Here is a 24,932-nt window from a genome sequence, read left to right on the forward strand (position 1 = left end):
CCTCCGCAAGGAGAGTCGTTTGGTGTCGCTTGTATGAGATTACTCCGGCTTGATGCCCATAACTTCGATCGCTTTGCGAACCGGGTCGAAGTTCTTGTCGTCGGACGGAACGAGGTTGTCGAAGGAGTAGATTTCTTTACCGATCTTTTTACCTTCGTCGGTCTTCATGATCGCGATGAAAGCGTCTGCAACTTTCTTGTTGAATGCATCCGAGAAACCGTTGCGGATGGAAACGGTGTCGTTCGGGATCGCTTCGGAGTAAGCGAACGGAGTCAGCTTGGTCATTGCATCCGGAACTTCTTTGGTGATGACGGTACGAGCGTCTTCGAAGACGGTCGCTACGTCTACGTCACCGCGAACCAGCGCCATCAGCGCTTTGTCGTGGCCGCCTGCGAGAATCGGCTTCACGTCGGTTTCCGGGTTGATGTTTACACCTTTCAGCATAACTGCCGGGTAGATGTAACCTGCTGCGGAAGCTGCGTCGACGAATGCAATTTTCTTGCCTTTTACGTCTTCGACCTTGTTGAGGGTGGTGTCGTCAGCACGTTTTACGAACATGGAGCGGTAGGACGGAGAACCGTTACGCTCGGTTTGCAGCAGTACTTTAACTGCTTTCTTTTGGTCGTGTGCGAATACGTAGTTGATCGGGTTCAGGAAGCCGACGTCAACTTTCTTCGCTGCCATACCTTCAACCAGACCGTTGAAGTTGGTGGTAACTTGTACTTCTACCGGAATGCCCAGCTCTTTGGAGAGCAGGTCGCCCATCGGCTTTGCTTTTGCAGACAGGTTCTCTGCGTTTTGGGACGGAATGAAACCTACGATCAGTTTCTCCGGGTCTTTTTCGGTTTTCGCAGCTTGATCGCCGCCTTTTTCTTTCTCATCGGAACCGCAGCCTACGATGGTTGCTGCCAAAGCCAAAGTCATACCAACTGCAAAAGTCTTTTTGAACATTCGTTTTTCCCCCAAATGTGTAAATAGGATCAATAAATGGGCTATTGCCACGATTAGTATAGCACAATTGGCCCAAAAAGAAATATCGGTTTTTTGTAGAATTTGTGAGGATTGAACACAATTCGACAACAAAAGGCTTACTTTGCTGGCAAATTCTTGCGTTCTCGTGAACGCACGCGTTCTTTTACTCTCGCAAGTTCGCTTTCCAGCTCTTGATCGGCAAGCCGCAGATGTTCCAATTGCCTGCTTTTGATGCTGTCCAATTCCCCCATCAGCGCGCGCAGCTGGCTTAAGTCGCGCTGTTTGCGGGCGGCGTGGATCTTCTTTTTCACCGCTTCCCCCTGTTTGTGCAGGACGTACGCTTGCTTCAGGTTGGCGCGGAAGCTCTGCAGCTTTTTCTCCACGTCCGCTTGAAACACTTTGTCTGTCTGATGCAGCAGTTTGCGCAGCTCATAGCTGTTGTCCCGCATCTGGTGGTTGAGATGGCGGATGTTGTGCTCTTTTTGCTTGATCGCGCCCAACTGCCCGCGAAACTTGGTCAACTCAGCCGTCGTCTGCTCCGCGGCGCCGGGCTTGTCCTGCACACCCCCTGCGGATCCTTCAGGCGTGGCGCTCACCGTCAGCAGCAACAGCCAAAACAGTGCCGTCGTGATGCGCAGCCACTTCTTCATTTGACCATCACCTCTTACAGACTAGTATGGACGAACCAGCGTTTCCCTATGTACCGATGTATAAAAAAAGAGGAGGACTTAGCGTCCCCCTCTCAGGCATCTAAGAATTCGACTTGGCTCAGCCGCGCGTCTTTGCCGGTCAAGCGGCCGATACGCGTCATCTGGACGATGCGCGAAATCATCGCATCGACCGTTTTTGTGGAATCGTAAAACGTTTTGTAGACGGCCGGCGGTTCATAGTTGGACGTGAACAGGGTCGGCAGTTTGTTTGAGAAGCGGTAGTTGATGATGCGGAACATCTTGTCGAGCGTAAACTCGTTGGCCCGCTCCTGCGCGAACTCGTCGATCGCCAGCACCGGCACGGTGCAGTATTTTTCCAGCACCGCTTCCATGTCCTGCCCTGACGCCGCCATGCCGCGCAGTTTGTCAAAAATCGTGTCGGCGCGGACGAAGATGTTCGGCACCTGGCGATCGTCGAGCATGTTGCAGACCGCCAGCATCAGGTGCGTTTTGCCGACTCCGGGCGACCCGAAGATGTACAGCCCTTTGAAGGCGGCCGCCGATTCGATCGGGTTGCGGCGGTGGTCGTAGCCGCTGGCGAATTCCATCGCCGCCGCATACAGCTCCGGATGCTTGCGCGCCTGCTCCTGCGGGAAGTTGTCAAAGCGGTATTCCTTGTCGGCGAGCGTCTTCTCGGAAAACTCGCGCAAGGACGATGTCTCCCGCATTTCGATATGTTTTAAATAGGGGTTGCAAGGGCCGGTGCGAACGGTCAACTGGTCGTTGTACAGATCGAGGTAATCATAGAGGCCTTTGGCGTCGCCTTCTTTGCCGCATTTGTCATAGCCCTGACAGTTGCCGCAGATGCGCTCCTGCTTGATCAGGTCGAGCAAAAGAATCGCCCCGCGCTTGACCGTCTGGTCGTCCACACCAAGCGATCGCAGGTGCGGCAGACGCTCACGGAAATAGTCGGGCGTATAGTCGACCTGCCCTTTCAGGCGCGCCGCGATGCCCAGCGCCGAACCGATGTGCTCCATTGCATACCCTCCCTTCTCTCATTTGCGTACATCATGACGATACCTATTAGCGTACCATGAGGCCAAGGTTGTCCTCAAGACACGAAATCTGACAGCTTAGGAGTAGCCGACCACTTCCGCCTTGCGGACACCTTGCAGCGCTTCGAGGCTCTCCAGCAGTTCATCGACCGAGCTGGTCAGATGCTGCACTTCAACGGTCATCGTCAAATGCGCCGCCTGGCTCATCGGGATGCCCTGGTTGATCGTGATGATGTTGCCGCCGTGCTTGGCGATCGCGTTGAGCACAGCCGACAGGACGCCTTGGCGGTGCTCGAGGATCAGCGACAAGGTGATCAGCCTGCCCTGCCCTTCTTCTTCGTACAGGAACACAAGATCGCGGTATTTATAAAATGCGGATCGCGACAGTCCGGCCAGATTCACCGCATCGTGCACAGTATTGGCCTCGCCGCGCGCCAGCATGTCTTTGACATGAACGGTCTTGATCATCGCTTCTGGCATGATGTCTTCTGCGACCAGGTAAAAGCGGCGCCGCTTGGAACTCAAAGTCGAAACCTCCCCATTGTAGCTTTTATTTCTATTGTATAGAAAGTATGGATTATTTAATAGTATGTCCGCATAAAAAAGAGACCCTCTGTGTGAACAGAGGGCTCTGGCGATAACACTTAGTACGCGGCAAGCGGTGCGTTTTGCTCGCGGCGCGTCTTGACGGTCGGCGGCACTTGCGGCGTGATCGTCACCGAGCGCTCGACGTAGATCTGGTGCCACATCATGAAGACGAGGATCGTCCAAACTTTGCGCGCGTTGTCGCGGACGCCGTTTTTGTGATCTTCGAGCAATTGCATGACGTACTGTTTGTTGATCAGGTGGTCGATCGGGCTCGCATCGATCAGTTCGCGCGCCCACTGGTAGTGCTCTTTTTTCAGCCAGTGGCGAGTAGGCACCGGGAAGCCGAGCTTCGGCCGTTCCGCCACCTCTTTCGGCAGAATGTCACGCACCGCTTCGCGCAGCACATATTTGGTCGTGCCGTTCATCGTGCGGTACTGAGCCGGAATCTTCGCGGCAAACTCGAACACCTCTTTGTCGAGGAACGGAACGCGCAGCTCCAGCGAGTTCGCCATCGTCATCTTGTCCGCTTTCATCAGGATGTCGCCCGGCAGCCAGGTGTGGAAGTCGATATACTGCATTTTGGTCACATCGTCGTATCGGGCCGCACGGTCATAGTACGGCTGAGTGACGTCGAGATAGCGGCGCAGGCCCATCTGCTCCGGGTTCAGCCGCACGAATTCCTCTTTCATCTGCTCGCCGAAGATGAACGCATTGCCGACGAAGCGCTCCTGCAACGTCTTGCCGCCACGCATGAGGAAGGAGCGGCCTTTCATGCCTTCCGGAAACTTTTCGGCCATCGAACCGAGCGTGCGGCGCATCGACATCGGCAGGTAGTCGAACATTTTCAGGGACAACGGTTCGCGATAGATCGTGTAGCCGCCAAACACTTCGTCCGCCCCTTCGCCGGACAGGACCACGGTGATATAGCGGCTCGCCAGCTCCGCGACGAAATAGAGCGCGATCGCCGACGGGTCGGCCACCGGCTCATCTTGGTGAAACATCAGGCGCGGCAGCACGTCGAGGTATTCCTTGGCCGTGATGATCGTGTCGCGGTGCTCGGTGCCGAGAATGTTCGCCGTCTCGCGGGCATAGGCGATCTCCGACTGGCCGCCTGCGCCTTCAAAGCCGACGGTGAACGTCTTGACCTGCTCCAGCTCTTTGAGCAGCGAGACGATCGTCGAAGAGTCGACGCCGGAGGAGAGGAACGCGCCACGCGGCACTTCGGAGTTCATATGTGCTTTGACCGAGTTGCGGAGGATCTCCTGTGTGCCTTCGATGTAATAGGACAGCGGGCGGTCTTCCGGCTCGAACTTGAGGTCCCAGTAGCGGGTGATCTCTTTGATCTTGCCGCCTTTGATCACCATGTAGTGCGCGGCCGGCAACTTGTGGATGCCTTTGAACATCGTCAGCGGGTCGGGTGCGTACTGGAAGGTCAGATAGTTCCAGAACGACTCCGGGTTGACTTCGCGGGCGACGCCCGGCGCTTCGAGCAGGGACTTGATCTCCGAACCCCAGACGATGCTCTCGTCCGTCTCGGTGTAGTAGCACGGCTTGATCCCGAAATGGTCACGGGCGACCAGCACCAGATCGTTGCGCGTGTCGACGATGGCAAAGGCAAACATGCCGCGCAGCTCTTTCACGCAGTCCGGGCCCTTTTCTTCATAGAGATGGACGATAACTTCGGTGTCCGCTTCGGTCTGGAACTTGTGACCGCGTTCGATCAGCCCTTTGCGCAGCTCCTTGTAGTTGTAGATCTCGCCGTTAAAGGAGATCCAGACGGTGCCGTCCTCGTTGGGCATCGGCTGATGTCCGCCTTCCAGGTCGATGATCGACAAGCGGCGGAACCCAAGCCCGACCGGCCCTTCAAAATGCATGCCCGCATCGTCCGGGCCGCGGTGTACGATCTGCGCGTGCATGCGCTCCAACACATTTTGGTCAACCGGCTGCCCGGTTTTGTTGTACATTCCCACGATGCCACACATCTATGTAAAACCTCGCTTTCTTTATCGAAGACGATCAAATCGTTTGTTTTCGTAGACAAGCAGAACTATTAAAGTGTAGTCTCTTTCATTCTGCTCGTCAACGCGAAGAACTAGCCAGATTTTGTTTGATTTCTGCCGTGATCGACCGAATCGAGCGGCCAGTCGTGTCCACCGTCCAATTCGCAAAATCATACAGTCCGGCCCGGGCCGCGAGCAGCTCTTCCACGCGGGCGCGCAGCGGGCGTTCCCCCTGCAGGAGCGGTCGGTTCGCATCCTGCTCGACGCGGCGCACGATCTCATCGAGCGAAGCGGTCAGGTGGACGACCATGCCGCTGGCTTTCATCAGTTCGCGGTTCGCAGCCGACAGCACCGCTCCCCCGCCCGTCGTGATCACCGCCGGGTCGCGCCGGGAGAGTTCGGAGAGCATGTCGTGTTCGAGCTTGCGAAAATGCGCCTCCCCCTGCTCGGCAAACAGCTCGGCGATCGGCAGACCTTGGGCCTGTGCGATCTCCGCGTCGGTGTCGTACAAATCAGCGCCCAGCTCTTCGGCGAGGGCATGCCCGATGGTGGTCTTGCCCGTGCCCATAAATCCGATCAAATAGAGTCGCCTCTCCATAGTATTCGCCCCTTGTCGCTTTCTTTTGGACTCATCATAATATGACGCACGAAAACGGGCAACCGTCACAGACTCTTCGAAATAAGACACGTGCTTCGTAATAATTTCCATGCGGGGATGTGATACAATAAAGATCGAATTCGTATATTTATGATCTCAATACACATCGAAGGAGTTATGCGCCATGTGGGATAGCTTTTTGTACTGGATGGGCGAAGCGACGCTTTGGGACTGGATCTGGCATATTGTCGCAGTTGTCGTCACTCTTTATCTGAGCGTGCCGGGTCTGTGGTGGCCGTATGTAGAAAAATATATGCAGAAGAAAAAAGAACGCGAAGCTGCTCTCAAGCAAGCACAGGCTGAACTTCCGAAGAGCAAGTAACGCACATTGAACCGCTCCGGTGTGACATCGGGGCGCTTTTTCTGTCGAAAGAAAATGGGAGAGCCGGGGTCTCGCTTTGCATATACTGCATTAGGTCAGTTCAAAAAGCGGGGGATGGATCATGACGAGCAGCATGCTCGCGGTGCAAATCGAAGGTTTACGATCGGAGATGATCAAGGTCGCCGAACGCCAAGGCAGCCTCGTCGACCCCCAAGTGGTCGAGATCAGCCAGCAGCTCGATCGTTTGATCATGCTGATGCAGCAACATAAAACGTTCACAGCCAGCCGACTGCACAAGCGTCCGAAGTGAGGGCGCTTTTTGTTTTTAGAAAAATAGCACGAAAAACAAAGGTGCGTTAACGCTTTATTGAGAAGTCATAAAAGATCAGTTTTGATTTATAATTAATATCATCTGCGATGTAATTAAATTCCATCATTTACATAGATGATTTCATAGTGGTATTATATGGGTAGAAGGTCAAGATAAATTTAAATTAAGAGAGGGATATAGATCCATGAAAAAGAGAAATGTTCCAGCTCTTGCCGTTGCCTCTACCCTAGTTCTGTCAATGGCTGCGTTGAGTTCTTTTCCGGTATTGGCCGCACCTCCAGAGAAAACAAAAGCGGTGGACCGGCAAGAAAGTGCAAAGATAAATATTTCTGAAAATTCAAAAGGCAAGGAAAAGATCTCATGGAACACGAAAAAGGACGTTCCGAATTTTGTGTCTGGCAAGCTTTCTTCCCGTGCGGTGCGCTCTGACGCAGATGCGGTGGCCGTATTGGAGGAGAATCGCGATCTGTTTCACTTGGATTCGGCGCAGCTGGAGCTGACACCGTTTGCGACGATTCGGGACGAGTATGGACAAGCTTTTAAATTCCGTCAAACGTATAAAGGCGTGCCGGTGTTCGGGAATGAGCTGATCGTGCATACGGATGCTGCCGGCGCGGTCACGTCGATCAACGGGTACTATGACCCGGTGCTGAAGATTAAAGGCATGAAGGTAAAACCTTCGCTGTCTGCCAATCAGGCGATGACGCGGGCGAAGCAGGCCTTGAAGGTCGCCGATGCGGCGCCGTTCGATCTTCAGGAGGCAAACTTGGCAGTCTATGAGGCAAGCGAAGGCAAGTATCACCTCGTCTATCTGGTGACGCTGTCGACGTTGGAAGGCACGCCGGTGTATGCGGATGTGTTTGTCGATGCGCATGACGGTTCGGTTATCGATGTGATCTCGAAGCTGGAACCGGTGGCGGCGGTTGCAGCGGCGACAGGTGTGCTGGATGATGCGAAGACGGTGAACACCGATCTGCTGGCGGGCTTGTATTACTTAAGCGACACAACGAAGCCGATGTTTGCGACGGGCGGCAAGATCGACACGTATTCGGCCAACTACGGCTTGTCATTGCCGGGCACGCTGATTTCCAATACGGACAACGTCTGGACGGACAAAGCGGCTGTGGATGCGCACTATTATGCAGGGCTGGTCTATGACTACTACTATCGCGAGCATGGTCGCAATTCGTATGACAACAATGGCGCGACGATCAAGTCTACGGTGCATTACAGCGCGAACTACAACAACGCGTTCTGGAACGGCAGCCAGATGGTGTACGGGGATGGTGACGGGAAGAATTACCTGGCGTTCTCCGGCGCGCTCGATGTGGTCGGTCATGAGCTGACGCATGCGGTGACAACGAAGACGGCCGGGCTGATCTATCAGGACCAGTCGGGGGCGCTCAGCGAATCATTTTCAGATGTGTTTGGCGAATTGATTGAGAACAAGCCGAACAACAACTGGCTGGTCGGCGAAGCGATCGTGACTCCCGGTGTGGAAGGAGACGCAATGCGCTCGCTGGCAAATCCGGAGGCGTACAGTCATCCGGATCATATGTCGAAATATGTGTATACGTCGGCCGACAACGGTGCGGTGCACACGAACTCGGGAATTCCGAACAAAGCGTTTTATAATGTTGTGACCGCGCCGGGTATGACACAGCAAAAGGCGGGCAAAGTGTGGTATCGGGCGTTGACGCAGTATTTGACTTCGAAGTCGATCTTTAATGATGCGCGCAATGCGACGCGTCAGGCGGCGATCGATCTGTACGGTGCGGGATCGGCAGAAGTGGCTGCGGTGGTGAATGCGTGGGAAAGCGTGGGTGTGAATGACGCGACGGGCGACCCGTTTGAGCCGAACAACTCGATGGAATCGGCGTACGCACCGATGATTTCGGACACGACGTACAATGGGCGTATCACGTCGGCGACCGATGAGGACTGGTTTAAGTTCTCGCCGAGCGCAAACGGCAGTGTGACAGTCGTGTTGAACAATATGGCGTATGATTATGATCTTGCTGTGTATGATGCGAATTCGAATCTGATCGGCCAGTCGATGAACCGCGGAAATGCGGCGGAGACGGTGGCGTTTAGCGGGACGGCCGGGGCGAACTATTATGTGAAAGTTGTGGGCTATAACGGGGCGCAGAGCTCGACGTCGGTGTACACTCTGAAAGCGACGTTCCCGACGGTGACGACGAACAAGTGGTTCTATGAGACGCTGCCGATGGATACGCCGCATCCTTATCCGGTGAACTATAACAACCGTTATCAGCATACGTACAAGAAGCAAGGTGCGCAGAAGGTGGCACTGCACTTCTCGCGTTTTGAGACGGAACATACGTATGACTATGTGCAGATTCGTGATAAGAATGACTTGACGATTTATACGTATACCGGGACGTTGGCCGGTTTCTGGGTGACGCTGGATGGCGATGAGGCTTCGGCGATTTTGTTTAGTGACAGCTCGGTGACGGCGTTTGGGTATACGATTGATCAGGTGGCTTATTATAATCCGACGGCGATTGTGAGTCCGGGAGTGTTGGCTGGTGAGGTGCGGACGACGTTTGAGCACCCGATTGAGGAGTAAGTGAGTGTAAGGCAATGGCAAGACCCCCATGCATGCTGCATGGGGGTCTTTTGGTCGCTGGCTCGGCTTGGGTGGTCGGGTCCGGGCGGGACATGCTCCGGGTTCACGGTGAAATCTGAACCCTTTGATTGAGTAAAACCTTGTTTATGGAAGGGTATAAGATTTCAATTTCACCACTCCGCATATCCCGCCCTCCCCAGAGTTACTTGGGTCGAAGGGCTTCATATCGGGGGTTAGAATGTCTTTTTGAGCAGGGTCTTTATTTTTCCGATTTGGCCGGTGGCCTCGATGTGGACGGTGGTGCCCTGCTCGTAGACTCGATAGCTGTAGCTGCCCTCCCCGAGCGGGACACTTTCTTGCTGGCCCCGCCAAGCGGGGTTTTGCTGGAGGCGGGATCGCGCGAGATGTAAGGCCGCTTCGGCGAGGTAGTAGGCTTGGTCGGAGCGGGTGAGCTCGGCGGTGATGTGCAGGTCTTGGGTCGTGAGGGCGAGCTGGGTGCCGAGGAGGAGCAGCGTCAGCAGGAGCAGGCTCACGGGGAGCAGCAGTCTCATCGGACGCTCCCCCTCCCCGCCCAGGTCTGGGTGATGCCGTCGAGGTGGATGGTCAGCAGCCCGCCTTCGCGCTCGGTCGTGAAACGGCAATCGGTGATCTTGGAACCGATGACGGTGGAGCCCACCCCGTCTTCGTCTCGCAGGAGCAGTCCGCCGGCGGTGAGCTGGTAGCGGATCAGGCGCCCTTCTCCGTTTCGGAACGCTATGCCGTTGATCTGCGGGGAAAAATGGCTGCCTTCGCGCACCTCGGCACCCACTCGGTGCAGCAGGACAGAGGTCCTCTGACGCACTTCGATTCGCTCGCTCACATCGCTCCATTGGGCGGCCAAGGCGATGAACCACGCGGCCAGCACGGGGAGCAGCAACCCGGCGATGGCGAGCGACATCACCAGCTCCAACAATGTGATCCCGCGCTGATCATGGATGATAGGTCGCCCACGTCTGTTCACGGGTCCGCCCCCTCTCCTGCCACGTGTAGGTGAGAGTAACCCGATACAAACCACCCTCGGGAAGGATCGTGATCTGCTCGGTGATCTGGCTGCCTTGGCTTTCCAGATGGAAAGTGTCGTCACGGGGTACGACATGCGTTTCTGCTCGCAAGCGCTCGAGTTTGGCGGTCGCTTGCCGGGTCAGTTCGGTCTGTAAGGCAGACTGCCGCTCGCTGGCAAGGCTGGTTTGCCAGAGCGTTGCCGCGAGCAGCACGGTAAGCGACGTGATCACCACGGCACACAGCGACTCGATCAAAGTGAAACCCTGTTCGTTTTGGGACATCATGGCAGCACTCCATCGTGTGCGATATGGCCGCTGACCGGGTAGATTTTGATGTCCGCTTGCTGTCCGACGCCGTTTACCAGGCGGATGCTTCCGCTGCCCGTGGCTCTGGTCGGACCGAAGACTAAGGTCGCGACTGCGTTTTCGATGTAGCCGAGGCGGTAGGCGACCCGTGATGGAAGTTGCTGCTGCTGCAGGAACACACCTTGTTCCCACAAGGTGTAGCGGGGCGTGAAGCGGTTGAACCTCACTTCGTGTTCATCACCATGCACTCGGGCGCTGACTTGCGCACGCCGTAATTCGGTGGTGACGAGATGGCTTGCCGTGTCCAGTTCGAAGCGCTGGTAAAGCCGGTTGACAGCCGGGATCAGGAGCGTGAACAGAACACCGATGATGGAGAGGACGAGAAGCAGTTCCAGCAGGGTATGCCCTGCTTCGCTGCGCCGTTGTCGGCAGCTCATCGGCCGAGCGCTCCGTGCACCGGGCAGTCGACGGCGACGCTTTTGCCGTCTGCGGCTGCGGTGAGCTCGTACGTGCCGCCGCCGGGACAGGTCGGGAGGCTTTGCAGATAGCCGCGATCGACCAGTTGTTTCAATCGTTCGGCGTCGGTTGCGCCTGCCGGGTAGCTGTTTTCGATCAGGTAATAGTTCTCGAGCTGCGCACGCAGCAGACGCTGGTTGCCTTCGCAAGTGACCTTTTGCGCTTTTTCTCCGGTGCCGCGCAAATTTGGCAGGGCGATGGCGATCAAAATGGAGATGACAAAGACGACCACCGCCAGCTCAATCAGGGTAAAACCTTGTTGACTGCGCAGCAGCTTGATCCATTTTTGCATCGAACTCATCCTCTCGTGTATGAAGTTGTGTATGAACTTGCCGTTAAATCGATTGAATCAGGTTGAGCATCGGCCACATCATCAGCAGGGCCACCAGACCGACAAACAGCCCGGCGATCAGGAGCAGGATTGGCTCCAGCGCTTTGATCATCAAGCTCATCAACTGCCGGCGCTGCTCGGCCAGTTCGCGTTCGACCGCCAGCAGGGCCCGCGAAAGCTCGCCCGTCACTTCGGCCACGCCGATCGCCAGCGGCAGGGCGGCATCGAGCTGCTCGCATTCGACCGCATCACCGAGCGGGCTGCCCTGCAGCACTTTGTCACGAATGCGCACACAAGCGCTGCGATTCTCCTCACGCAGAGGAAGACGCTCCTGCACGTAGAGCGCCTGCACGAGCGGCACGCCTCCGTCGAGAAGCAGGCCGAGCGTCGCCACCCATTCGTGGGTGCGCTCCACGAGCAGCAGACGGCGTAGAAACGGCACTCGCTCCAGCTTGGGCAACAAGGAAGAAGTGCCCCTCCCTTTCTTGCTTCCCGCCTTCCACGCCATGCTGGTGCCGAGTGCCGCAAACAGGGCTCCCAGCAACAGCGGATAGGCTTCGCTCAAGCCAAACAGCAACCGGGTCGCGCCCTGTACTTCCAGCCCCATGCCGGCGTATAGCTCGGCAAAACGCGGCACGACGACACCAAACAGAAACAGCGAGAGGAAGACGAGCACCGCCCCGACCAGCAGCGGATAGAGCATCGCCTGTCTGCGCTCGCGGCGCCATTTGACCTGCTCGGCACAATAGTCGGCCGAGCGAAGCAGACTGCCGGCCAGATCGCCGCCGTGCTCGCCGACTTCGACCAGCGCTTGCATCATCAAAGGCGCTTCGCCCCGTTTTATCGAGTCGGACAGCGGATGGCCGGCCTGCAGGCGAAGCTGCACCTCCTCGTACCAGGCGCGCTCTTTGGCGCTGCCGCGTGCCGCCAGGAAGGCCAGCGCTTCCAAAAGCGGCACGCCGCCGTGCAACAGCCGGGCCAACCGTCCGGCAAACGCTCCCCATGCGGCGATGTCGAAGCGCGTGTTCATGACAGCCCCCGCTCGCCGATGATCCGGTCGTAGGTCTCCTCGTCGATCTCCCCGCGATCCAGCCAGTCGCAAAGCACATCGGGCAGCAGTCGCACACCCGTTTTTTTGGCGCGCGCGGTCAACTCCGCTGCATCCGCTTTTTGATACAGGCCTTGGCGGATCAGATCGCTCATCGGCAGGCATTCGAAGACCGCCTTGCGCCCGTCACTCGTCTCGACGAGGCGCTGACCGACCACGCCGCGCAAAGCGGTGGCCACGACTTGCGGCGGCACGCCTAAGTCGATCAGGCGCAGGAGCGCGCTGACCGCGCTTTCGCTGTGCAGGGAGGTCAGCACGAGGTGTCCGGTCAGCGCCGCTCTCGCCGCCACCTCCGCCGATTCTTCATCGCGGATCTCCCCGATCATCAGAATGTCCGGGTCCTGCCTGAGCACGGAACGCAGCGCCACGCCAAAGGACAGCCCTGTGCGCGGCGCGATCTCCACCTGATTGATGCCGGGGAGTTTGACTTCGACCGGATGTTCGAGGCTGGACAGGTTCAGGCCGGTCGCAGCGCGCTCCTGCATCGCCGCATACAGCGTGGTCGTCTTGCCCGATCCGGTCGGCCCGGTGATCAGCACCAGGCCGTGCCGCGCTTCAATCCACGAGTTGAACAGCCTGCGCTGCCTCGGGTCCATGCCCAGCTCATTCAGACTGCGCCGCGCCCGGTTTTGCAGCAGCCGCAGGGCCAGTTTCTCGCCATGCACCGTCGGCAGTGAGGAGACGCGCACGTCCACCAGTTCCCCGTCCGGCGCTTGCAGTTGAAAGCTGCCGTCTTGGGGCAGGCGTTTCTCAGCGATGTCCATCCGCGCTTGCAGTTTGATTCTGGATACCGTCTGCTCCAAGCTTCCGTCCGGAGCGGCCCAGGGCTCCAATTTCCCGTTCACCCGCACCCGCAGTTGACAGCCGCCGTCCGCCCCCGGCTCGATGTGCACATCGCTCGCCCCCTCCCGATAGGCAAGGGTAAGCAGATGCTCTAAGCGGTCTGTCGTGACAACTTGTTCGTCATTCATGTGTCTGTGAACTCCTTTTGCTAGATTGCGGATGCGCATCCATGTCACCTGTTGTACCACTAACCTTTCGCGTGAATAAAGTGTTTTTCGGAATACAATTTTACTGAAATGGAAATTGTAAAGCGTTGATGACCTGCGAGCAGCGGGGTCTTTTGTCCCGCTGCTGGCAAACTCTGAAATATTTTTACGAAATTAGCAGGAATCCCGACATCGAAACAGAAAAGGGTAGGAGCCTCGGCATCCTCATGCCTGCTCCTACCCGCTACGCCTCGCCTTTCACCTGCAAGACACTCACCTGACTCCGATTGAGAAAACGCACCGGTATCCCGCTCGTTCCCAACCCGCTGTCGATGTGCATGACCGTCCCTTCCGGCAAGTGAAACGTCCCTTTGTCATACTTCGGAAAATACCCCTGCCCCGGCGCCACCACCGCTCCCACGAATGGAAAGCGCACCTGTCCCCCGTGCGTATGCCCGGCCAAGATCAGATCGGCCTGAAACGCCTGTGACTTGCGGATGATCATCGGATCATGCGCGAGCAGCAGCGCGAACCGCCCGCCCCTTTCGACCCCTTGGAACGCTTCGCCCAAGCGATCCCGCTTCGTATGCGGGTCATCCACGCCCACGATGATCATCTCCATGCCCCGGATCGTAAGTTCAACGCTTCTGTTGCACAGCACGTGCACATCCCGCGCGCGCAAGCCCTCCGCCAGCTCCCGGTACCTCCGATGCTCCCAGTCGTTGTTGCCCGACACGAAGTACAGATGCGGGCAGGCTGCCCGCAGTTTCTCGATCACGCGATAGACGCGGTGGAAATCGGCTTCCTGTCCGTTGATCAGGTCGCCGGTGATCGCCACCAGATCGGGCAGCGTCGCGATGAGCCGCTCCAGAAACCGGTCATTCAGATGCATGTTATGCAGGTCTGTCACCTGCAGAATGCGCAGTTCCTGCCCACCGGACAGCCCCTTACACGTCACTTCCACATCTGCGATCTTGGGAAAACGTGTCTCCACGATCACGTCGCCAAGCACCAGAATGACCAGCACCGCTAAAATCAGCAGCAGGATGATACCGATCGTCATCTCCAACGTTCCTTTCTGTGACGAAGCAGGAGCCCTGCAACGGTTGCTGCACGGCTCCAGTGCTTCTTATGTTGTGCTCACTTTCTGGATGTCAGCCAGCCCAGCCAGGCGGTGTTGAGCTCTTCCATGCTCACGCCGAGCACGCTTGGCGCGGCGGTGTGGAACTTCTGTTTGTTTGCCGCATCGAGCACACCGATCGTGCCTGCGCCGAGCGGAAAGCTGCCAAGCTCTGCCGTCAACGCATTCACTTTGGCAGCTCCGTATGTATCGGACAGGAATTGCACGACCATCCCGGAGACGGTGTAGTATTGCTGGACTTCTTCGCCTGCCGTCATCGCTTCGAGGTTCTTCGCTTCGAGCTCCGGCAGCGACACGATCGTGCCGTCCCATGGTGCGGTCATCTGGCCGGAGTAGTGAACGGCCAGCCCTTCCGCGTACCAGTAGGGCAGGTTGTTGTTCGCAGCAGCGATGGTGAGCTCATGTGCCGTCTCGTGCCCGATCACGATGGCGTAGTTGGCCGCCGTGCCCCACAGCGAGTTCGCTTTGATCGACTCGGAATACTCGTACCACCCTGAGAACTGCCAGCCGAAGGACAGTTTGACCGACTGGCGCAAGAGCTCCAAGTCGTCGTACAGCTTGATCGTCGTCTTTTTGCCAAGCCGCTTGTCTTCCAGCTTCTCCATCAGCCGGTCATAGGCAAGCTCCGCATCGACCGCGATTTTTTCCGCCACTTCGCGGTCGGGACGGAGGTATTTGATCGTATAGTGTTCCGTTGCCAGCGTTTCGAAGTTGAGGTCGCTGTCGAGTAGCCCGCTCTCCGTTTTGACAAACCGTTCCTGATACGTGATTCGGTATGGTTCGCCATTCATGGTATAAGATTGTTCGAACGTGACAAGCACCTTCTGATCGTCCAGCACCGTCACCCGGATCGGCTTCAAGCCGAAGTCTTGGATCTTGTCCGCATGTTCGGTCAGGTCGAGGAACCAGTTTTTGCGCTCGGCGACGAATTCTTGATTCGCTGGGTCAAGCGTGGCGAGGTACGCCTGCAGATTCTGGTCACGAATGGCGCGGGTCTGGGTGGTGATCGTTTGCCAGACCCCGGCTTCTTGCGACTGTCCGGCCGCATACATGTCCATCGTTTTGACCATCATCTTGGCGGCCTCTTGGCGCCGTACCGGGTTCAAGGGCTTGAAATGCTCCCCGGCCGGTTCGATCAGGCCAAGGCCGGCCGCACGGTGCGCAAACGGCTGTGCCCAGACTGCGATCAGCTTTTCATCAGCAAAATCGGGAGTTTGACCGCCAGTGCCCATCCCGCTCGCCTTGACGAGCAGCACGGCCAGCTCTTGGCGTGTGATCGGCAGGTTGGGATGGAAACGCCCCTGCTCGTCGCCGTGCAGGATGTCCGCATCGGCCAACGCCTCTAACGCTCCATAGCCCCAGTCGCCAATTTTCACATCGGAAAAAGAAGGCTTGGTCTTCATCGTCAACGGGACCGCTTGAAGCAGATTCGCCACGATCACCGCCGCTTCCCGGCGGGTCAGGAAATCGGTTTCCCGAAGCTTGCCGTTCGTATCACCAATCATCAGCCCTCGATCTTGAGCTGTTGCGAGCCATTGCGTGTCTTCTGCGGCCAATGCCGGCGTTGCCGTCCCCAGCAGCATCAGGGCTGTTAGCACTGCTTTTCCCCATTTGCTCATCTGCAAGTCCCCTCTCTCCAGCTCTCTAAAGAGTTAGACGCAGAATTTTCCAAAACAGTTCAGCACGGGTATGAAAAAGTTACCGATATTCCATCACCAGCGTCCCTTTGCCGTTTTGATAGGAAACGCGGGCCACAGCACCGTTGACGAGGATCATCTGCGGCGGCAGGTGCCCAACGTCCGCTTCATAGATCACCGGCACCTGCAGGTCATCGAGTGCGCGGTGCAGCGCGTCTTGATAGTGGAAGTCGGACACGTCGACATTGCCGCGCGCCCGTCCGATCAAAAAGCCTGTGGCCCCTTCGAACCAGCCCGCGTCTTTCATCTGCCACAGGCTGCGGTACATTTCGGCCGCATTGATCTCCGAGCTTTCCAAATACCAGATCACGCCTTCCTCCCGGCAATAGTCGCGGACAAACTGCTGCACCGGCGCGTATCTCGTACCGACCAGCGAACGCAGGATCTCCCAGCAGCCGCCGAGCAGCCGGCCGGAGAACTCCACCTCCGCTTGCGTCTGCTGTTCGCGGCCGAGAAGCTTCCATGCGGTCTCTTCGGTCAGCGCAAACGGGTCGGACGGTTGTTTGCGCGACCAGTGCTTTTGGTAGCGTTCGGACGACATTTGCCGGACCTGCCCGCCCTCCGGCGTGGCCAGCACGTCGGTCCAGCGCCGGGTCAAAGCGTCCCACGGGGTGGTGCCCAGATCGAAGAAGTTGTTGCCGTGCGCCGTCGCCTGCCCGGTCAGCAACGTGTGGACGAAGCAGAACGTTGTCAGGTCGGAGTAGCCGAGCACCCACTTCGGGTCTGCCGCTTTCAACCGTTCCCAATCGAGCAGCGGCAGGATCTCAAACAAGAACTCCCCGCCCCACACCGGCACCACCGCCTGAATGTTCGGATCGAGCAAAAAGCGCTGCATCTCTTCGGCCCGCACCTCTTTTGAGGCCGAGGTCAGCTGCACATTGCTCCAGACCGTGTCGCTGATCTGCACATCATACCCGGCCGCTTCGACATTGCGCCTGGCCTGCTCCAGATATGCTTTCCAATCGACAGTGATACCGGAAGACGGTGCGTTGACAGCAATTCGTCCGCCCGCCTGCAACGGCTGCGGATAGCGCATGTTGTGACTCATTTCCTCGCTTCCTTTCTGGCCTCCCCAATTTTCTGTTACATAATTGTAACATTTTTCTGTCGAATGTGGACTATTTCCTATAAGGAAGGGAGGGACTCATCATCTTCATCAAATTTTGCAAAGGCATCTTGATCGCTGTCTGCACCGTGCTTGGCATATTGCTGATCGCCAATCTCGGCAAAGGCATACTCGTCGTAGAGCCTGACCAGTTGGGTCTGAAACTGATGCCGGGGGTTACCTTAGCAGAAGTGGCCGCCCGCTACCCGGACATCACCATCGTGGACGAAACGCACAACATAGTACAGCTTCCGACCGGCACCCGGAAGGACTTCTGGGCGCGATTCGATCGGGATTGCAGCCAATATTACCCGGCCTGCTATATCGACCGGTCGCTTTCCGTGCCCAAAGCGCCAACGTTTAGCTTCTCCGCTTACAGCGAAGCGGTCGGCGAACAGCTCAAAGGGCTGTTCCAAGGCGAATATGGCGCGGTTATCTACAACACCGGGCGCAAGGGACAGCGGGAAGTGCCGATCACCGAAACGCTCGGGATGATGGTCGGACGCTCGCTATCTTATCTGATCCCCGGCACCGTGCTCGGCATCGCCCTTGGCTATCTGCTCGCCTTGTGCGCGGTGTGGAGACCTTGGCTCGGGCGCGGTATCGATAAACTGCACGGGCTGCTGCTCGGTCTGCCCGACTTTTTTATCATCGTTATCATTCAGATGCTGGCCATCCAACTCGCCAAGCAGAGCGGTCATAAAGTGATCAACATCATGCAGTTCGGTTCGGAAGTGCCCTTGTTGATCCCGATGGTCGCCATCTCCATCCTGCCCGCCTTGCTGGTCTACGGCACCGTGCGGATCGCCGTGAAGCGGGAATGGGAAGAAGGGTATATCAAAACGGCCTATTCGAAAGGATTATCGCGCACCCGAGTCTTCTTCCGGCACATTTTGCGCAATACCTCGGAAGACCTGCTGACCATTCTGCCGCGCACGATCACAGCGGCGATCACGGCGCTGGTGGTGGCCGAAGTGATGACCGGCACGTTCGGGCTTGGTGGATATACGAGCAACCCTTCGATCGCCCAAGTTACGTCGCTGCCTGTCACCTGTGCGATTCTCGCCTGCTTTGCGCTGGCCTCGAACGCTTTGTTCCTGCTGCTGCGCAAATTGATCGTGGTCAACACCAAGGAGGGCGCGTAGATGACAGCTGCTGGAAAACTAAAAAAACCGGCCCAATTTGCGTATCTCCTCGCGTGGGTGCTCTTGCTGTTGCTCGTTTTTATCGGATTTTTCGGACATCTGTTGATGCCTTATGGCCTGACACCGGAAGACAAGATCAATTTTCAGACGCAGATCATAAACGGGGTGGAAAAAGAGGTATCGCCGCCCTTTGCGCCCAGCGCGGAGCATTGGCTTGGCACCGACCATCGCGGCTATGACATGTTGAGCCTGCTGCTGAACGGGGCCAAATATACGCTGCTGTTCACCCTCGCCGTCACGATCACCCGCTTTTTATTCGCGGTGCCGTTCGGGCTGTTTGCCGGCGCGACCGGCAAAGGGCGCGGGGTGATCTCAACCTTGCAGTTGATCACCTCCTCCGTCCCGGCGATCTTGTTCGTGTATCCGACGATGTATGAATTGATCCGCACGTTCGAGCTGAACCAAGGGGTGCGGGGAGACGACCCCCGCGTGTTTTTATTTACCGCGATCCTGTTTCTGCTGCTCGTCGCGATCGGCGTGTTCCCACTGGCGCACCAGTTTGCGGAGCGCGCGAAATATTATCATGGAAAATTGTTCGTCGAGGCTTCCCGCACCATGGGCGCTTCGACGCCGCGCATCGTGTTTCGCCATCTGATGCCGCATCTGCGGCCGGAGCTGCTGTTCGCCTTCTTGACGGAGCTCGTGCAAGTGCTGTTCCTGATCGGGCAGCTGGCGATTCTAAACATCTTCCTCGGCGGCGGCGAAAAAGTGGTGCTGGCCGACGGGACAAGGTTTACAGCTGAAGTGTCGTTTTTGATGACCAACAGCGGCGAATGGGGCGGCATGATCGCCTACAGCACGAAGTTCATCCGCGAGTTCCCATGGCTGCTGGTTGAATCGGCAGGCTTTTTGACCGTTTCGATCCTGATCTTGCTGTTTTTCACCAATCAGTTGCAAAAGCGCCTCGAAGGCATCGCCTTTGCACCGCGCGTCCCTGTTTATCGCGACAAAAAGCTGTGGGCAACGCTTGGCACCACTGTCGTTGCCTGTGCGGCGCTGGTGTTCTATACGGGGGATCAGACTTCATCCGCACCGCCCGCGCAGCCTGTCATTTCGCAAGGTGACAGCACCGCACCGCAATCCCCCGGCACTCGCGGACTGCCGGCAAAAGTCGCGCAGGGGCTGCAAGATTTCGCCAAACAGTTCATGTCCTACGTGGCGAACAACGAGTGGAACTACGCGGAGGCCTTTCTCACGCGGGAATATCAATCACAGCTGCGGGCGTTCCCACAGCTCGATGTCCGCCCGCTCATCATGAACAGCTGCGCCGAATGTCATGGAGCGCAGTTGGACAGCGGGAACGGACGCGCCAACTTACGAGACACCAAGTTAACCGCCCAGCAGATCGAACTGGTGATCAAGAACGGCACCACGAACATGCCGGCCGGGCTCTTGACCAATGAGACCGAAATCGAAGCGATGGCGCTGTATATCAAAACGGTCCTCCAGCAGAATCAAATCCCCCAGCCGTTTAACTCGTGGTTCGACGCCTTCCAAAACGGCTATCAGTATGTCGAAACCGGCACGCTTGCCAAAGGCGATTCCAGACGGTACGAAGTGGAGATCAAAGTCACCGACAAAAGCGGACAACCTGCCACTTGGAAACTCTTCGTCGTCGATGACGGCAGCGGCGACCGCACCGGCCTGTACCGCGTGGATGGCATCGAGGGTGTTCCGACACCGTAATGGCTGCCACACCATAACCCTTGGCCCATCTGGATCAAGGGTTTTTACATGCCACAAGGTGAAACGGCCTACACTATCCATAGCTTGCTACAGCTGGCTACGGATTGCCTAGAAAGAAGGTGCACGCATGAGAATCTTGCTGCATGGTCTATGGATCGCCTTGATCATCCTGTTCTCCTGGCTTACTGTGGAACGGCGTTGGTTTGCCGATCCGGTCGAGCCGCCCGATCACCCTGACGATACGGAATGGTGGTAGTCAAACTGAACCCGTTGGGACGCAGGCGCAAAGAGCCTCCTACTACGGATCGTAATAGTTTTAGTGGGAAGAACCGAGTTCTTGCGGTACAATGGAGCAAAACCGTGTGCGGGAGGTGTTCTCTTACCATCATGATCGATGCACTCCTATTGTTTTTCACTGGTGTTTTAGCCGGGGTGACCGGCTCGATCGTGGGACTTGGCGGCGGATTTATCGTCGTGCCCATCATTTCCTTCTTGTACACGATGGCGCCTGCGCAGATCGTCGGCACGTCGATGGCCGTCTTGTTCTTTAACTCGATTTCCAGCACGATCACCTATGCCCGCCAAAAGCGAATCGACTTTGCGGCAGGTATCGCTTTTGCCACCGCCAGCATCCCCGGTTCGATCATCGGGGCGTTTATCGCAGATGGCTTGGCGAGCAAAACTTTTTTTGTCGGCTTCGGCTGTTTTCTGATCTTCATTTCGCTGTTTCTCGTCTTCAAGCCGAAAAAGCCGGTTCAATTGCCGCTTGAACCCACCGTGCGCCGCAAGTTTGTCGATGCGACAGGGACGGAGTTCGAATACGCCTACCACCGTCCGCTCGGCATCATGATCTCATTTGTGGTCGGCTTCATCTCCTCGCTGCTCGGCATCGGCGGCGGCAGCATCCTCGTGCCGATGATGGCGATCTTGTTCGCTTTTCCGCCGCACATCGCGACGGCCACTTCGATGTTCACGATCTTTTTGTCGTCGATCATCGGCACCGGCACTCATTGGTACCTCGACAACGTCGACTGGCTGAAAGTGCTGTTTTTGGCTCCCGGCGCATTTGTCGGCGGACTGGTCGGTGCGCGACTGGCACCGAAGCTGCCCGCCCAGACGATCTTGCGCATCTTGTCAGTCGTGCTGATCATCGTGGCGATTCGTCTGATTACAAAATAAAGAGGGCGCATCTTCTACACCCCGGAACAAACGGAAAAGGACGGCTCAAGGAGCCGTCCTTTTGATTTGATACGCCTGCCAGACAGGCGATCGGTCTTGAAACGATACGATCACACACCATAGCTCCGGATACATCCACTCTCTCCGGTCGCGGGCAGATGGAACGGCTGCTGCCGTCGGATGGGAATGCACCAGCGCCAGCGGTGCGAGGCCCGCCTGGCGAACTTCAGCCAGTGCCTCAAGCCACTCCTGCGGCTGCACGAGGTAGCCGGTCTGCAGATCGGCCGCCACGTTCTGCAGCGACCGCCAGCGCAGCACCTCCCGCTCCCGTCCGCTCCACAGCCCGACCCCTTCTTGAGGCAGGCAGCGCTTCAGGTCGGCGATGGTCTCTGCGATCAACTCTTCCGACACCTGCAGCATGTGCAGCTACTCGGCAAAATCGAATTCGTACTCGCCGATGCGGATCGTGTCGCCTTCCTGCGCGCCTTTTTTACGCAACGCAGAATCGACGCCTTTTTGCTTCATGATGCGCTGGAAGCGTTTGACCGCGTCGTATTGGGTGAAGTTGGTCATCACGACCAGCTTCTCGATCCACTCGCCGTTGACGACATACGCTTCGTTGTCGCGGGTGATCCAGAACTTGTCCGGATCTTCTTCCAGCCGGTAAATCTTGCGATCTGCCGTCTCCTCGACCTCTTCGAGCTGCGTTTCCACCTGCGGCGCCGCATCCAAAGCGTCAGCCACCGCATAGACCAGCTCGCGCAGGCCTTCGCGGGTGACGCCGGAAATCGGGAAGATCGGGTAGTTGTCGCCAACCTGCTCGCGGAACTGTTTCAAGTTCTCTTCCGCTTCCGGTACGTCCATCTTGTTGGCGGCGATCAGCATCGGACGGGCAGCCAAACGGTCGTTGTACAGTTCCAGCTCGCGATTGATCGTCACGAAGTCCGCATACGGGTCTCGACCTTCCGTGCCGCCCATGTCCACGACATGGACGATGACGCGGGTGCGCTCGATGTGGCGCAGGAACTGGTGTCCCAGACCGCTGCCTTGGCTCGCCCCTTCGATCAGACCCGGCAGGTCGGCCATGACAAACGTGCGTCCGTCACCGGCGTCGACCACGCCGAGATTCGGAGTGATCGTCGTAAAGTGATAGGCGGCGATCTTTGGCTTGGCAGCCGAAACGGTCGAGATCAGCGTCGATTTCCCGACGCTGGGCAGGCCGAGCAGACCGACGTCTGCGAGCAGCTTCAACTCGAGGTTGATGTAGCGCTCCTGGCCCGGTTCGCCTTTTTCAGCGATCTCCGGCGCCTTGTTGTACATCGTTGCAAAACGGGAGTTGCCACGTCCGCCACGTCCGCCGCGGGCGATGACCAGCTTCTGGCCGTGCTCGATCAGCTCGCCCAAAAATTCATTGGAATCCGCATCGGTGATCACCGTGCCCGGCGGAACTTTTATGTACATATTCTCGGCGTTGGCGCCATGCTTGTTGCTCGTTTTGCCATATTCGCCGCGCTCCGCCTTGAAGTGGCGCTTATACTTGAAGTCGAGCAGGGTGCGAAGCCCTTCGTCGACCACCAGCACCACATCGCCGCCCTTGCCGCCGTCGCCGCCGGCCGGGCCGCCTTCCGGAACATATTTCTCACGGCGGAAGGAAACGATGCCGTTCCCTCCGTCGCCGCCTTTTACGTAAACTCTCGCGGTATCTACAAACATCTCTGTCACCTCAGTCTATTCCTGCGCTTGAAAGCGAATCGAATATTCGATGCCGTCTTCCTCCTGAAGCTGTTGAAACTGAATTCCCTGCGCTGCCCATCGCTGTGCCCACGCGGCAAAATCGGGTTCACCGTCTCCCGAACCGCCAAGAAACCATCCTATCTCATAGCCTTGACCGAATGCGACAATCCATACATCCATCCGCAAAGGTTCCAGCAAGGTCATCGAATGCTTGCCGACATGATCGAGCAAGTCGAACAGCACCTCGGCCGCCCGCTGCTCCGCCTGCAAGGACGGGGTTTCGAGCTGTTCATAGGAAGCGTGCAGATGCAACATCTGGTAGCAAATGTCGCGCGTCAGCACCACATACGAGATCATCGGGCTTGCAATCGCCGACATTTCGGTGTGCCGCTGGGCTTCGGCGATCAAGTTTTGAATCGGCTCTTGCAGTCGATCAAACTTTTTCATCTGGGAATAGGCGTGTAGCAGCTGCACCTGATTCATCAAATCATGCCGGTACGTGCGCAACACGTCTAAACTGTCTGCCATCAATCGACGAATTTCCAGTACGTTCGTTTGCTCCGAAGGAAGGTTGTGATTCATACTCATATCCTTTCTTCCACCATAGTCACATCGTTGCCTCAGCCTCATACACTTCGACGTCAGGCAAAGAATTCCTGTGGTCTGCACCATAAAAAAAGCGACTCTCCGCGAGGGAGAATCGCTTTTCGCAAAAGCTCTTACGCTTCAACAGCTTCTGCAACCACGACCGGGTATACGCTGACTTTCTTTTTGTCGCGACCCATGCGCTCGAAAGCAACACGGCCCTCAACTTTAGCAAACAGCGTATCGTCGCCGCCGATACCGACGTTCAGGCCCGGGTAGATCTTGGTGCCGCGTTGGCGAACCAGGATGGAACCAGCGGTTACTACCTGACCGTCTGCACGCTTCACGCCCAGACGCTTCGAGATGGAGTCACGACCGTTTTTGGAGGAACCTACCCCCTTCTTGGACGCGAACAGCTGAAGGTTCAATTTAATCATTTCATTCCACCTCCGATACTGTGGAGTTGTGCCCTTAACGGGACTTTTCGGTAAATTTCACAAAGTCCGGATAAGCATCCGCGACTTGACGAATTCCAAAGACCATGGATTCCATAAGCAATTGGAGCTTTTCATTCTCCACGTCATCGAGAGCAGGCACTTCGCAAACGACATCACCAGAGGCGATCTCGTCGTCCGTTGCGACGACTACGCCGAGCAGATACTCCGACGAGTTGATCGCATTCGTGACCAAAATCGAGACGGCAGCACACACGATATCATAACCGGGGTCGGCTGCGCCTGCATGACCACGAACAGAAAATTTCCGTATCCTGCGCTGATCGTCACGCCAAATGACCGAGCGGATCATGCGAGATTACGCGTTGATCTTTTCGATTTGAACTTGGGTATACGGTTGACGATGACCTTGCTTACGGCGGTAGTTTTTCTTAGACTTGTACTTGTAAACGATGATCTTCTTCGCTTTGCCATGCTTCAGGACTTTCGCAGAAACGGTCGCGCCAGCTACAGCCGGGGAACCAACTACTACGCCGCCTTCCTTGGAAACGAGGAGAACTTCGTCAAAAGTAACAGCGTCGCCTTCTACGTCGAGCTTCTCAACGAAGATCACGTCGCCTTCTGCTACCTTGTACTGCTTGCCGCCAGTCTTAACGATTGCGTACATGTGTGCACCTCCTATTACTCAG

The 24,932-nt window shown here is 56.9% G+C and carries 29 protein-coding genes and 1 other annotated feature (1 of these 30 only partly in view); of the genes, 7 read left to right on the top strand and 22 right to left on the bottom strand.

Annotated features, from left to right (window positions below; genetic code table 11):
- Nucleotides 1–39 precede the first annotated feature (39 nt).
- The 6 genes from EV586_RS04175 to EV586_RS04200 form a co-directional block, all read right to left on the bottom strand.
- Nucleotides 40–951: a phosphate/phosphite/phosphonate ABC transporter substrate-binding protein gene (locus tag EV586_RS04175; RefSeq protein ID WP_132943784.1), complete on the bottom strand. Its 912-nt coding sequence runs from the start codon at nt 949–951 to the stop codon at nt 40–42.
- Nucleotides 952–1,088: 137 nt separating this feature from the next.
- Nucleotides 1,089–1,622 carry a hypothetical protein gene (locus EV586_RS04180; protein WP_132943785.1) on the bottom strand — a complete coding sequence of 178 codons (534 nt, stop codon included), beginning with the start codon at nt 1,620–1,622 and terminating at the stop codon, nt 1,089–1,091.
- A 92-nt stretch (nt 1,623–1,714) separates the two neighbouring features.
- Complete coding sequence (gene zapE, locus EV586_RS04185; protein WP_132943786.1) at nt 1,715–2,659, bottom strand: AFG1/ZapE family ATPase; 945 nt, start codon at nt 2,657–2,659, stop codon at nt 1,715–1,717.
- A 96-nt stretch (nt 2,660–2,755) separates the two neighbouring features.
- Nucleotides 2,756–3,202 (bottom strand): ACT domain-containing protein, encoded by a 447-nt coding sequence (locus tag EV586_RS04190; protein WP_243652914.1) that lies wholly within the window; start codon nt 3,200–3,202, stop codon nt 2,756–2,758.
- A gap of 119 nt (nt 3,203–3,321) precedes the next feature.
- Nucleotides 3,322–5,247 (bottom strand): asparagine synthase (glutamine-hydrolyzing), encoded by a 1,926-nt coding sequence (gene asnB, locus EV586_RS04195; RefSeq protein ID WP_132943787.1) that lies wholly within the window; start codon nt 5,245–5,247, stop codon nt 3,322–3,324.
- 97 nt (nt 5,248–5,344) lie between these two features.
- On the bottom strand, nt 5,345–5,863 hold the full coding sequence (locus tag EV586_RS04200; protein WP_132943788.1) for a shikimate kinase: 519 nt from the start codon (nt 5,861–5,863) through the stop codon (nt 5,345–5,347).
- Nucleotides 5,864–6,047: 184 nt separating this feature from the next.
- Between EV586_RS04200 and EV586_RS04205 the strand changes: the two genes are divergently transcribed.
- The 3 genes from EV586_RS04205 to EV586_RS04215 all read left to right on the top strand — a co-directional run bounded on the left by EV586_RS04205 (nt 6,048) and on the right by EV586_RS04215 (nt 9,166).
- The gene (locus EV586_RS04205; protein ID WP_132943789.1) at nt 6,048–6,245 is read left to right on the top strand and encodes a hypothetical protein; all 198 of its coding nucleotides are present in this window, start codon (nt 6,048–6,050) and stop codon (nt 6,243–6,245) included.
- Nucleotides 6,246–6,366: 121 nt separating this feature from the next.
- The gene (locus tag EV586_RS04210) at nt 6,367–6,555 is read left to right on the top strand and encodes an aspartyl-phosphate phosphatase Spo0E family protein (protein ID WP_207893846.1); all 189 of its coding nucleotides are present in this window, start codon (nt 6,367–6,369) and stop codon (nt 6,553–6,555) included.
- A gap of 412 nt (nt 6,556–6,967) precedes the next feature.
- Nucleotides 6,968–9,166 carry a M4 family metallopeptidase gene (locus EV586_RS04215; protein ID WP_165898223.1) on the top strand — a complete coding sequence of 733 codons (2,199 nt, stop codon included), beginning with the start codon at nt 6,968–6,970 and terminating at the stop codon, nt 9,164–9,166.
- 233 nt (nt 9,167–9,399) lie between these two features.
- Here the strand turns inward: EV586_RS04215 and EV586_RS04220 are convergent, their stop codons facing one another.
- The 10 genes from EV586_RS04220 to EV586_RS04265 form a co-directional block, all read right to left on the bottom strand.
- On the bottom strand, nt 9,400–9,717 hold the full coding sequence (locus EV586_RS04220) for a hypothetical protein (RefSeq protein ID WP_132943791.1): 318 nt from the start codon (nt 9,715–9,717) through the stop codon (nt 9,400–9,402).
- Nucleotides 9,714–10,166 (bottom strand): prepilin-type N-terminal cleavage/methylation domain-containing protein, encoded by a 453-nt coding sequence (locus EV586_RS04225; protein ID WP_165898224.1) that lies wholly within the window; start codon nt 10,164–10,166, stop codon nt 9,714–9,716. Before EV586_RS04225 ends, EV586_RS04220 begins: the two co-directional genes overlap by 4 nt.
- Nucleotides 10,135–10,491, bottom strand: coding sequence for a type IV pilus modification PilV family protein (locus tag EV586_RS04230; RefSeq protein ID WP_132943793.1), 357 nt, complete (start codon nt 10,489–10,491; stop codon nt 10,135–10,137). Before EV586_RS04230 ends, EV586_RS04225 begins: the two co-directional genes overlap by 32 nt.
- The gene (locus tag EV586_RS04235; protein ID WP_132943794.1) at nt 10,488–10,949 is read right to left on the bottom strand and encodes a prepilin-type N-terminal cleavage/methylation domain-containing protein; all 462 of its coding nucleotides are present in this window, start codon (nt 10,947–10,949) and stop codon (nt 10,488–10,490) included. The genes EV586_RS04230 and EV586_RS04235 overlap by 4 nt, the downstream gene beginning before the upstream one ends.
- Nucleotides 10,946–11,320 carry a competence type IV pilus major pilin ComGC gene (locus EV586_RS04240; protein ID WP_165898225.1) on the bottom strand — a complete coding sequence of 125 codons (375 nt, stop codon included), beginning with the start codon at nt 11,318–11,320 and terminating at the stop codon, nt 10,946–10,948. The genes EV586_RS04235 and EV586_RS04240 overlap by 4 nt, the downstream gene beginning before the upstream one ends.
- A 43-nt stretch (nt 11,321–11,363) precedes the next feature.
- The gene (locus EV586_RS04245; RefSeq protein ID WP_165898226.1) at nt 11,364–12,389 is read right to left on the bottom strand and encodes a type II secretion system F family protein; all 1,026 of its coding nucleotides are present in this window, start codon (nt 12,387–12,389) and stop codon (nt 11,364–11,366) included.
- On the bottom strand, nt 12,386–13,438 hold the full coding sequence (locus EV586_RS04250) for a GspE/PulE family protein (protein ID WP_165898227.1): 1,053 nt from the start codon (nt 13,436–13,438) through the stop codon (nt 12,386–12,388). The genes EV586_RS04245 and EV586_RS04250 overlap by 4 nt, the downstream gene beginning before the upstream one ends.
- A gap of 262 nt (nt 13,439–13,700) precedes the next feature.
- Nucleotides 13,701–14,519 carry a metallophosphoesterase gene (locus EV586_RS04255; RefSeq protein WP_132943798.1) on the bottom strand — a complete coding sequence of 273 codons (819 nt, stop codon included), beginning with the start codon at nt 14,517–14,519 and terminating at the stop codon, nt 13,701–13,703.
- 77 nt (nt 14,520–14,596) lie between these two features.
- Nucleotides 14,597–16,216: an S-layer homology domain-containing protein gene (locus tag EV586_RS04260; RefSeq protein ID WP_132943799.1), complete on the bottom strand. Its 1,620-nt coding sequence runs from the start codon at nt 16,214–16,216 to the stop codon at nt 14,597–14,599.
- A 79-nt stretch (nt 16,217–16,295) separates the two neighbouring features.
- Entirely contained in the window at nt 16,296–17,342 is a 1,047-nt protein-coding gene (locus tag EV586_RS04265; RefSeq protein WP_132943800.1) for a S66 family peptidase, read from the bottom strand.
- A 146-nt stretch (nt 17,343–17,488) separates the two neighbouring features.
- On the opposite strand from EV586_RS04265, the gene EV586_RS04270 reads away from it, so the two are divergent.
- The 4 genes from EV586_RS04270 to EV586_RS04280 all read left to right on the top strand — a co-directional run bounded on the left by EV586_RS04270 (nt 17,489) and on the right by EV586_RS04280 (nt 21,469).
- Nucleotides 17,489–18,544, top strand: a complete 1,056-nt coding sequence (locus EV586_RS04270; protein WP_165898228.1) for an ABC transporter permease subunit — start codon at nt 17,489–17,491, stop codon at nt 18,542–18,544.
- On the top strand, nt 18,545–20,290 hold the full coding sequence (locus EV586_RS04275; RefSeq protein WP_132943802.1) for a c-type cytochrome: 1,746 nt from the start codon (nt 18,545–18,547) through the stop codon (nt 20,288–20,290).
- A 127-nt stretch (nt 20,291–20,417) separates the two neighbouring features.
- Nucleotides 20,418–20,546, top strand: coding sequence for a hypothetical protein (locus EV586_RS21560; protein ID WP_279388261.1), 129 nt, complete (start codon nt 20,418–20,420; stop codon nt 20,544–20,546).
- A 131-nt stretch (nt 20,547–20,677) separates the two neighbouring features.
- Nucleotides 20,678–21,469: a sulfite exporter TauE/SafE family protein gene (locus EV586_RS04280; RefSeq protein WP_132943803.1), complete on the top strand. Its 792-nt coding sequence runs from the start codon at nt 20,678–20,680 to the stop codon at nt 21,467–21,469.
- Between the two features lie 45 nt (nt 21,470–21,514).
- Here the strand turns inward: EV586_RS04280 and EV586_RS04285 are convergent, their stop codons facing one another.
- The 6 genes from EV586_RS04285 to rplU form a co-directional block, all read right to left on the bottom strand.
- Nucleotides 21,515–21,889 (bottom strand): M67 family metallopeptidase, encoded by a 375-nt coding sequence (locus EV586_RS04285; protein WP_132943804.1) that lies wholly within the window; start codon nt 21,887–21,889, stop codon nt 21,515–21,517.
- 6 nt (nt 21,890–21,895) lie between these two features.
- Nucleotides 21,896–23,182: a GTPase ObgE gene (obgE, locus tag EV586_RS04290; RefSeq protein ID WP_132943805.1), complete on the bottom strand. Its 1,287-nt coding sequence runs from the start codon at nt 23,180–23,182 to the stop codon at nt 21,896–21,898.
- A gap of 15 nt (nt 23,183–23,197) precedes the next feature.
- Complete coding sequence (locus EV586_RS04295; RefSeq protein WP_165898229.1) at nt 23,198–23,731, bottom strand: Spo0B domain-containing protein; 534 nt, start codon at nt 23,729–23,731, stop codon at nt 23,198–23,200.
- 191 nt (nt 23,732–23,922) lie between these two features.
- Nucleotides 23,923–24,225 carry a 50S ribosomal protein L27 gene (gene rpmA / locus EV586_RS04300; protein WP_087458615.1) on the bottom strand — a complete coding sequence of 101 codons (303 nt, stop codon included), beginning with the start codon at nt 24,223–24,225 and terminating at the stop codon, nt 23,923–23,925.
- Nucleotides 24,226–24,259: 34 nt separating this feature from the next.
- Nucleotides 24,260–24,595, bottom strand: a complete 336-nt coding sequence (locus EV586_RS04305) for a ribosomal-processing cysteine protease Prp (protein ID WP_132943807.1) — start codon at nt 24,593–24,595, stop codon at nt 24,260–24,262.
- Nucleotides 24,596–24,601: 6 nt separating this feature from the next.
- Nucleotides 24,602–24,910: a 50S ribosomal protein L21 gene (gene rplU / locus EV586_RS04310; protein WP_132943808.1), complete on the bottom strand. Its 309-nt coding sequence runs from the start codon at nt 24,908–24,910 to the stop codon at nt 24,602–24,604.
- A 10-nt stretch (nt 24,911–24,920) separates the two neighbouring features.
- Nucleotides 24,921–24,932, bottom strand: a sequence feature (ribosomal protein L21 leader region) (it continues 63 nt past the right edge of the window).

The sequence above is a fragment of the Tumebacillus sp. BK434 genome, from assembly GCF_004340785.1.
Taxonomy (GTDB): Bacteria; Bacillota; Bacilli; order Tumebacillales; family Tumebacillaceae; genus Tumebacillus_A.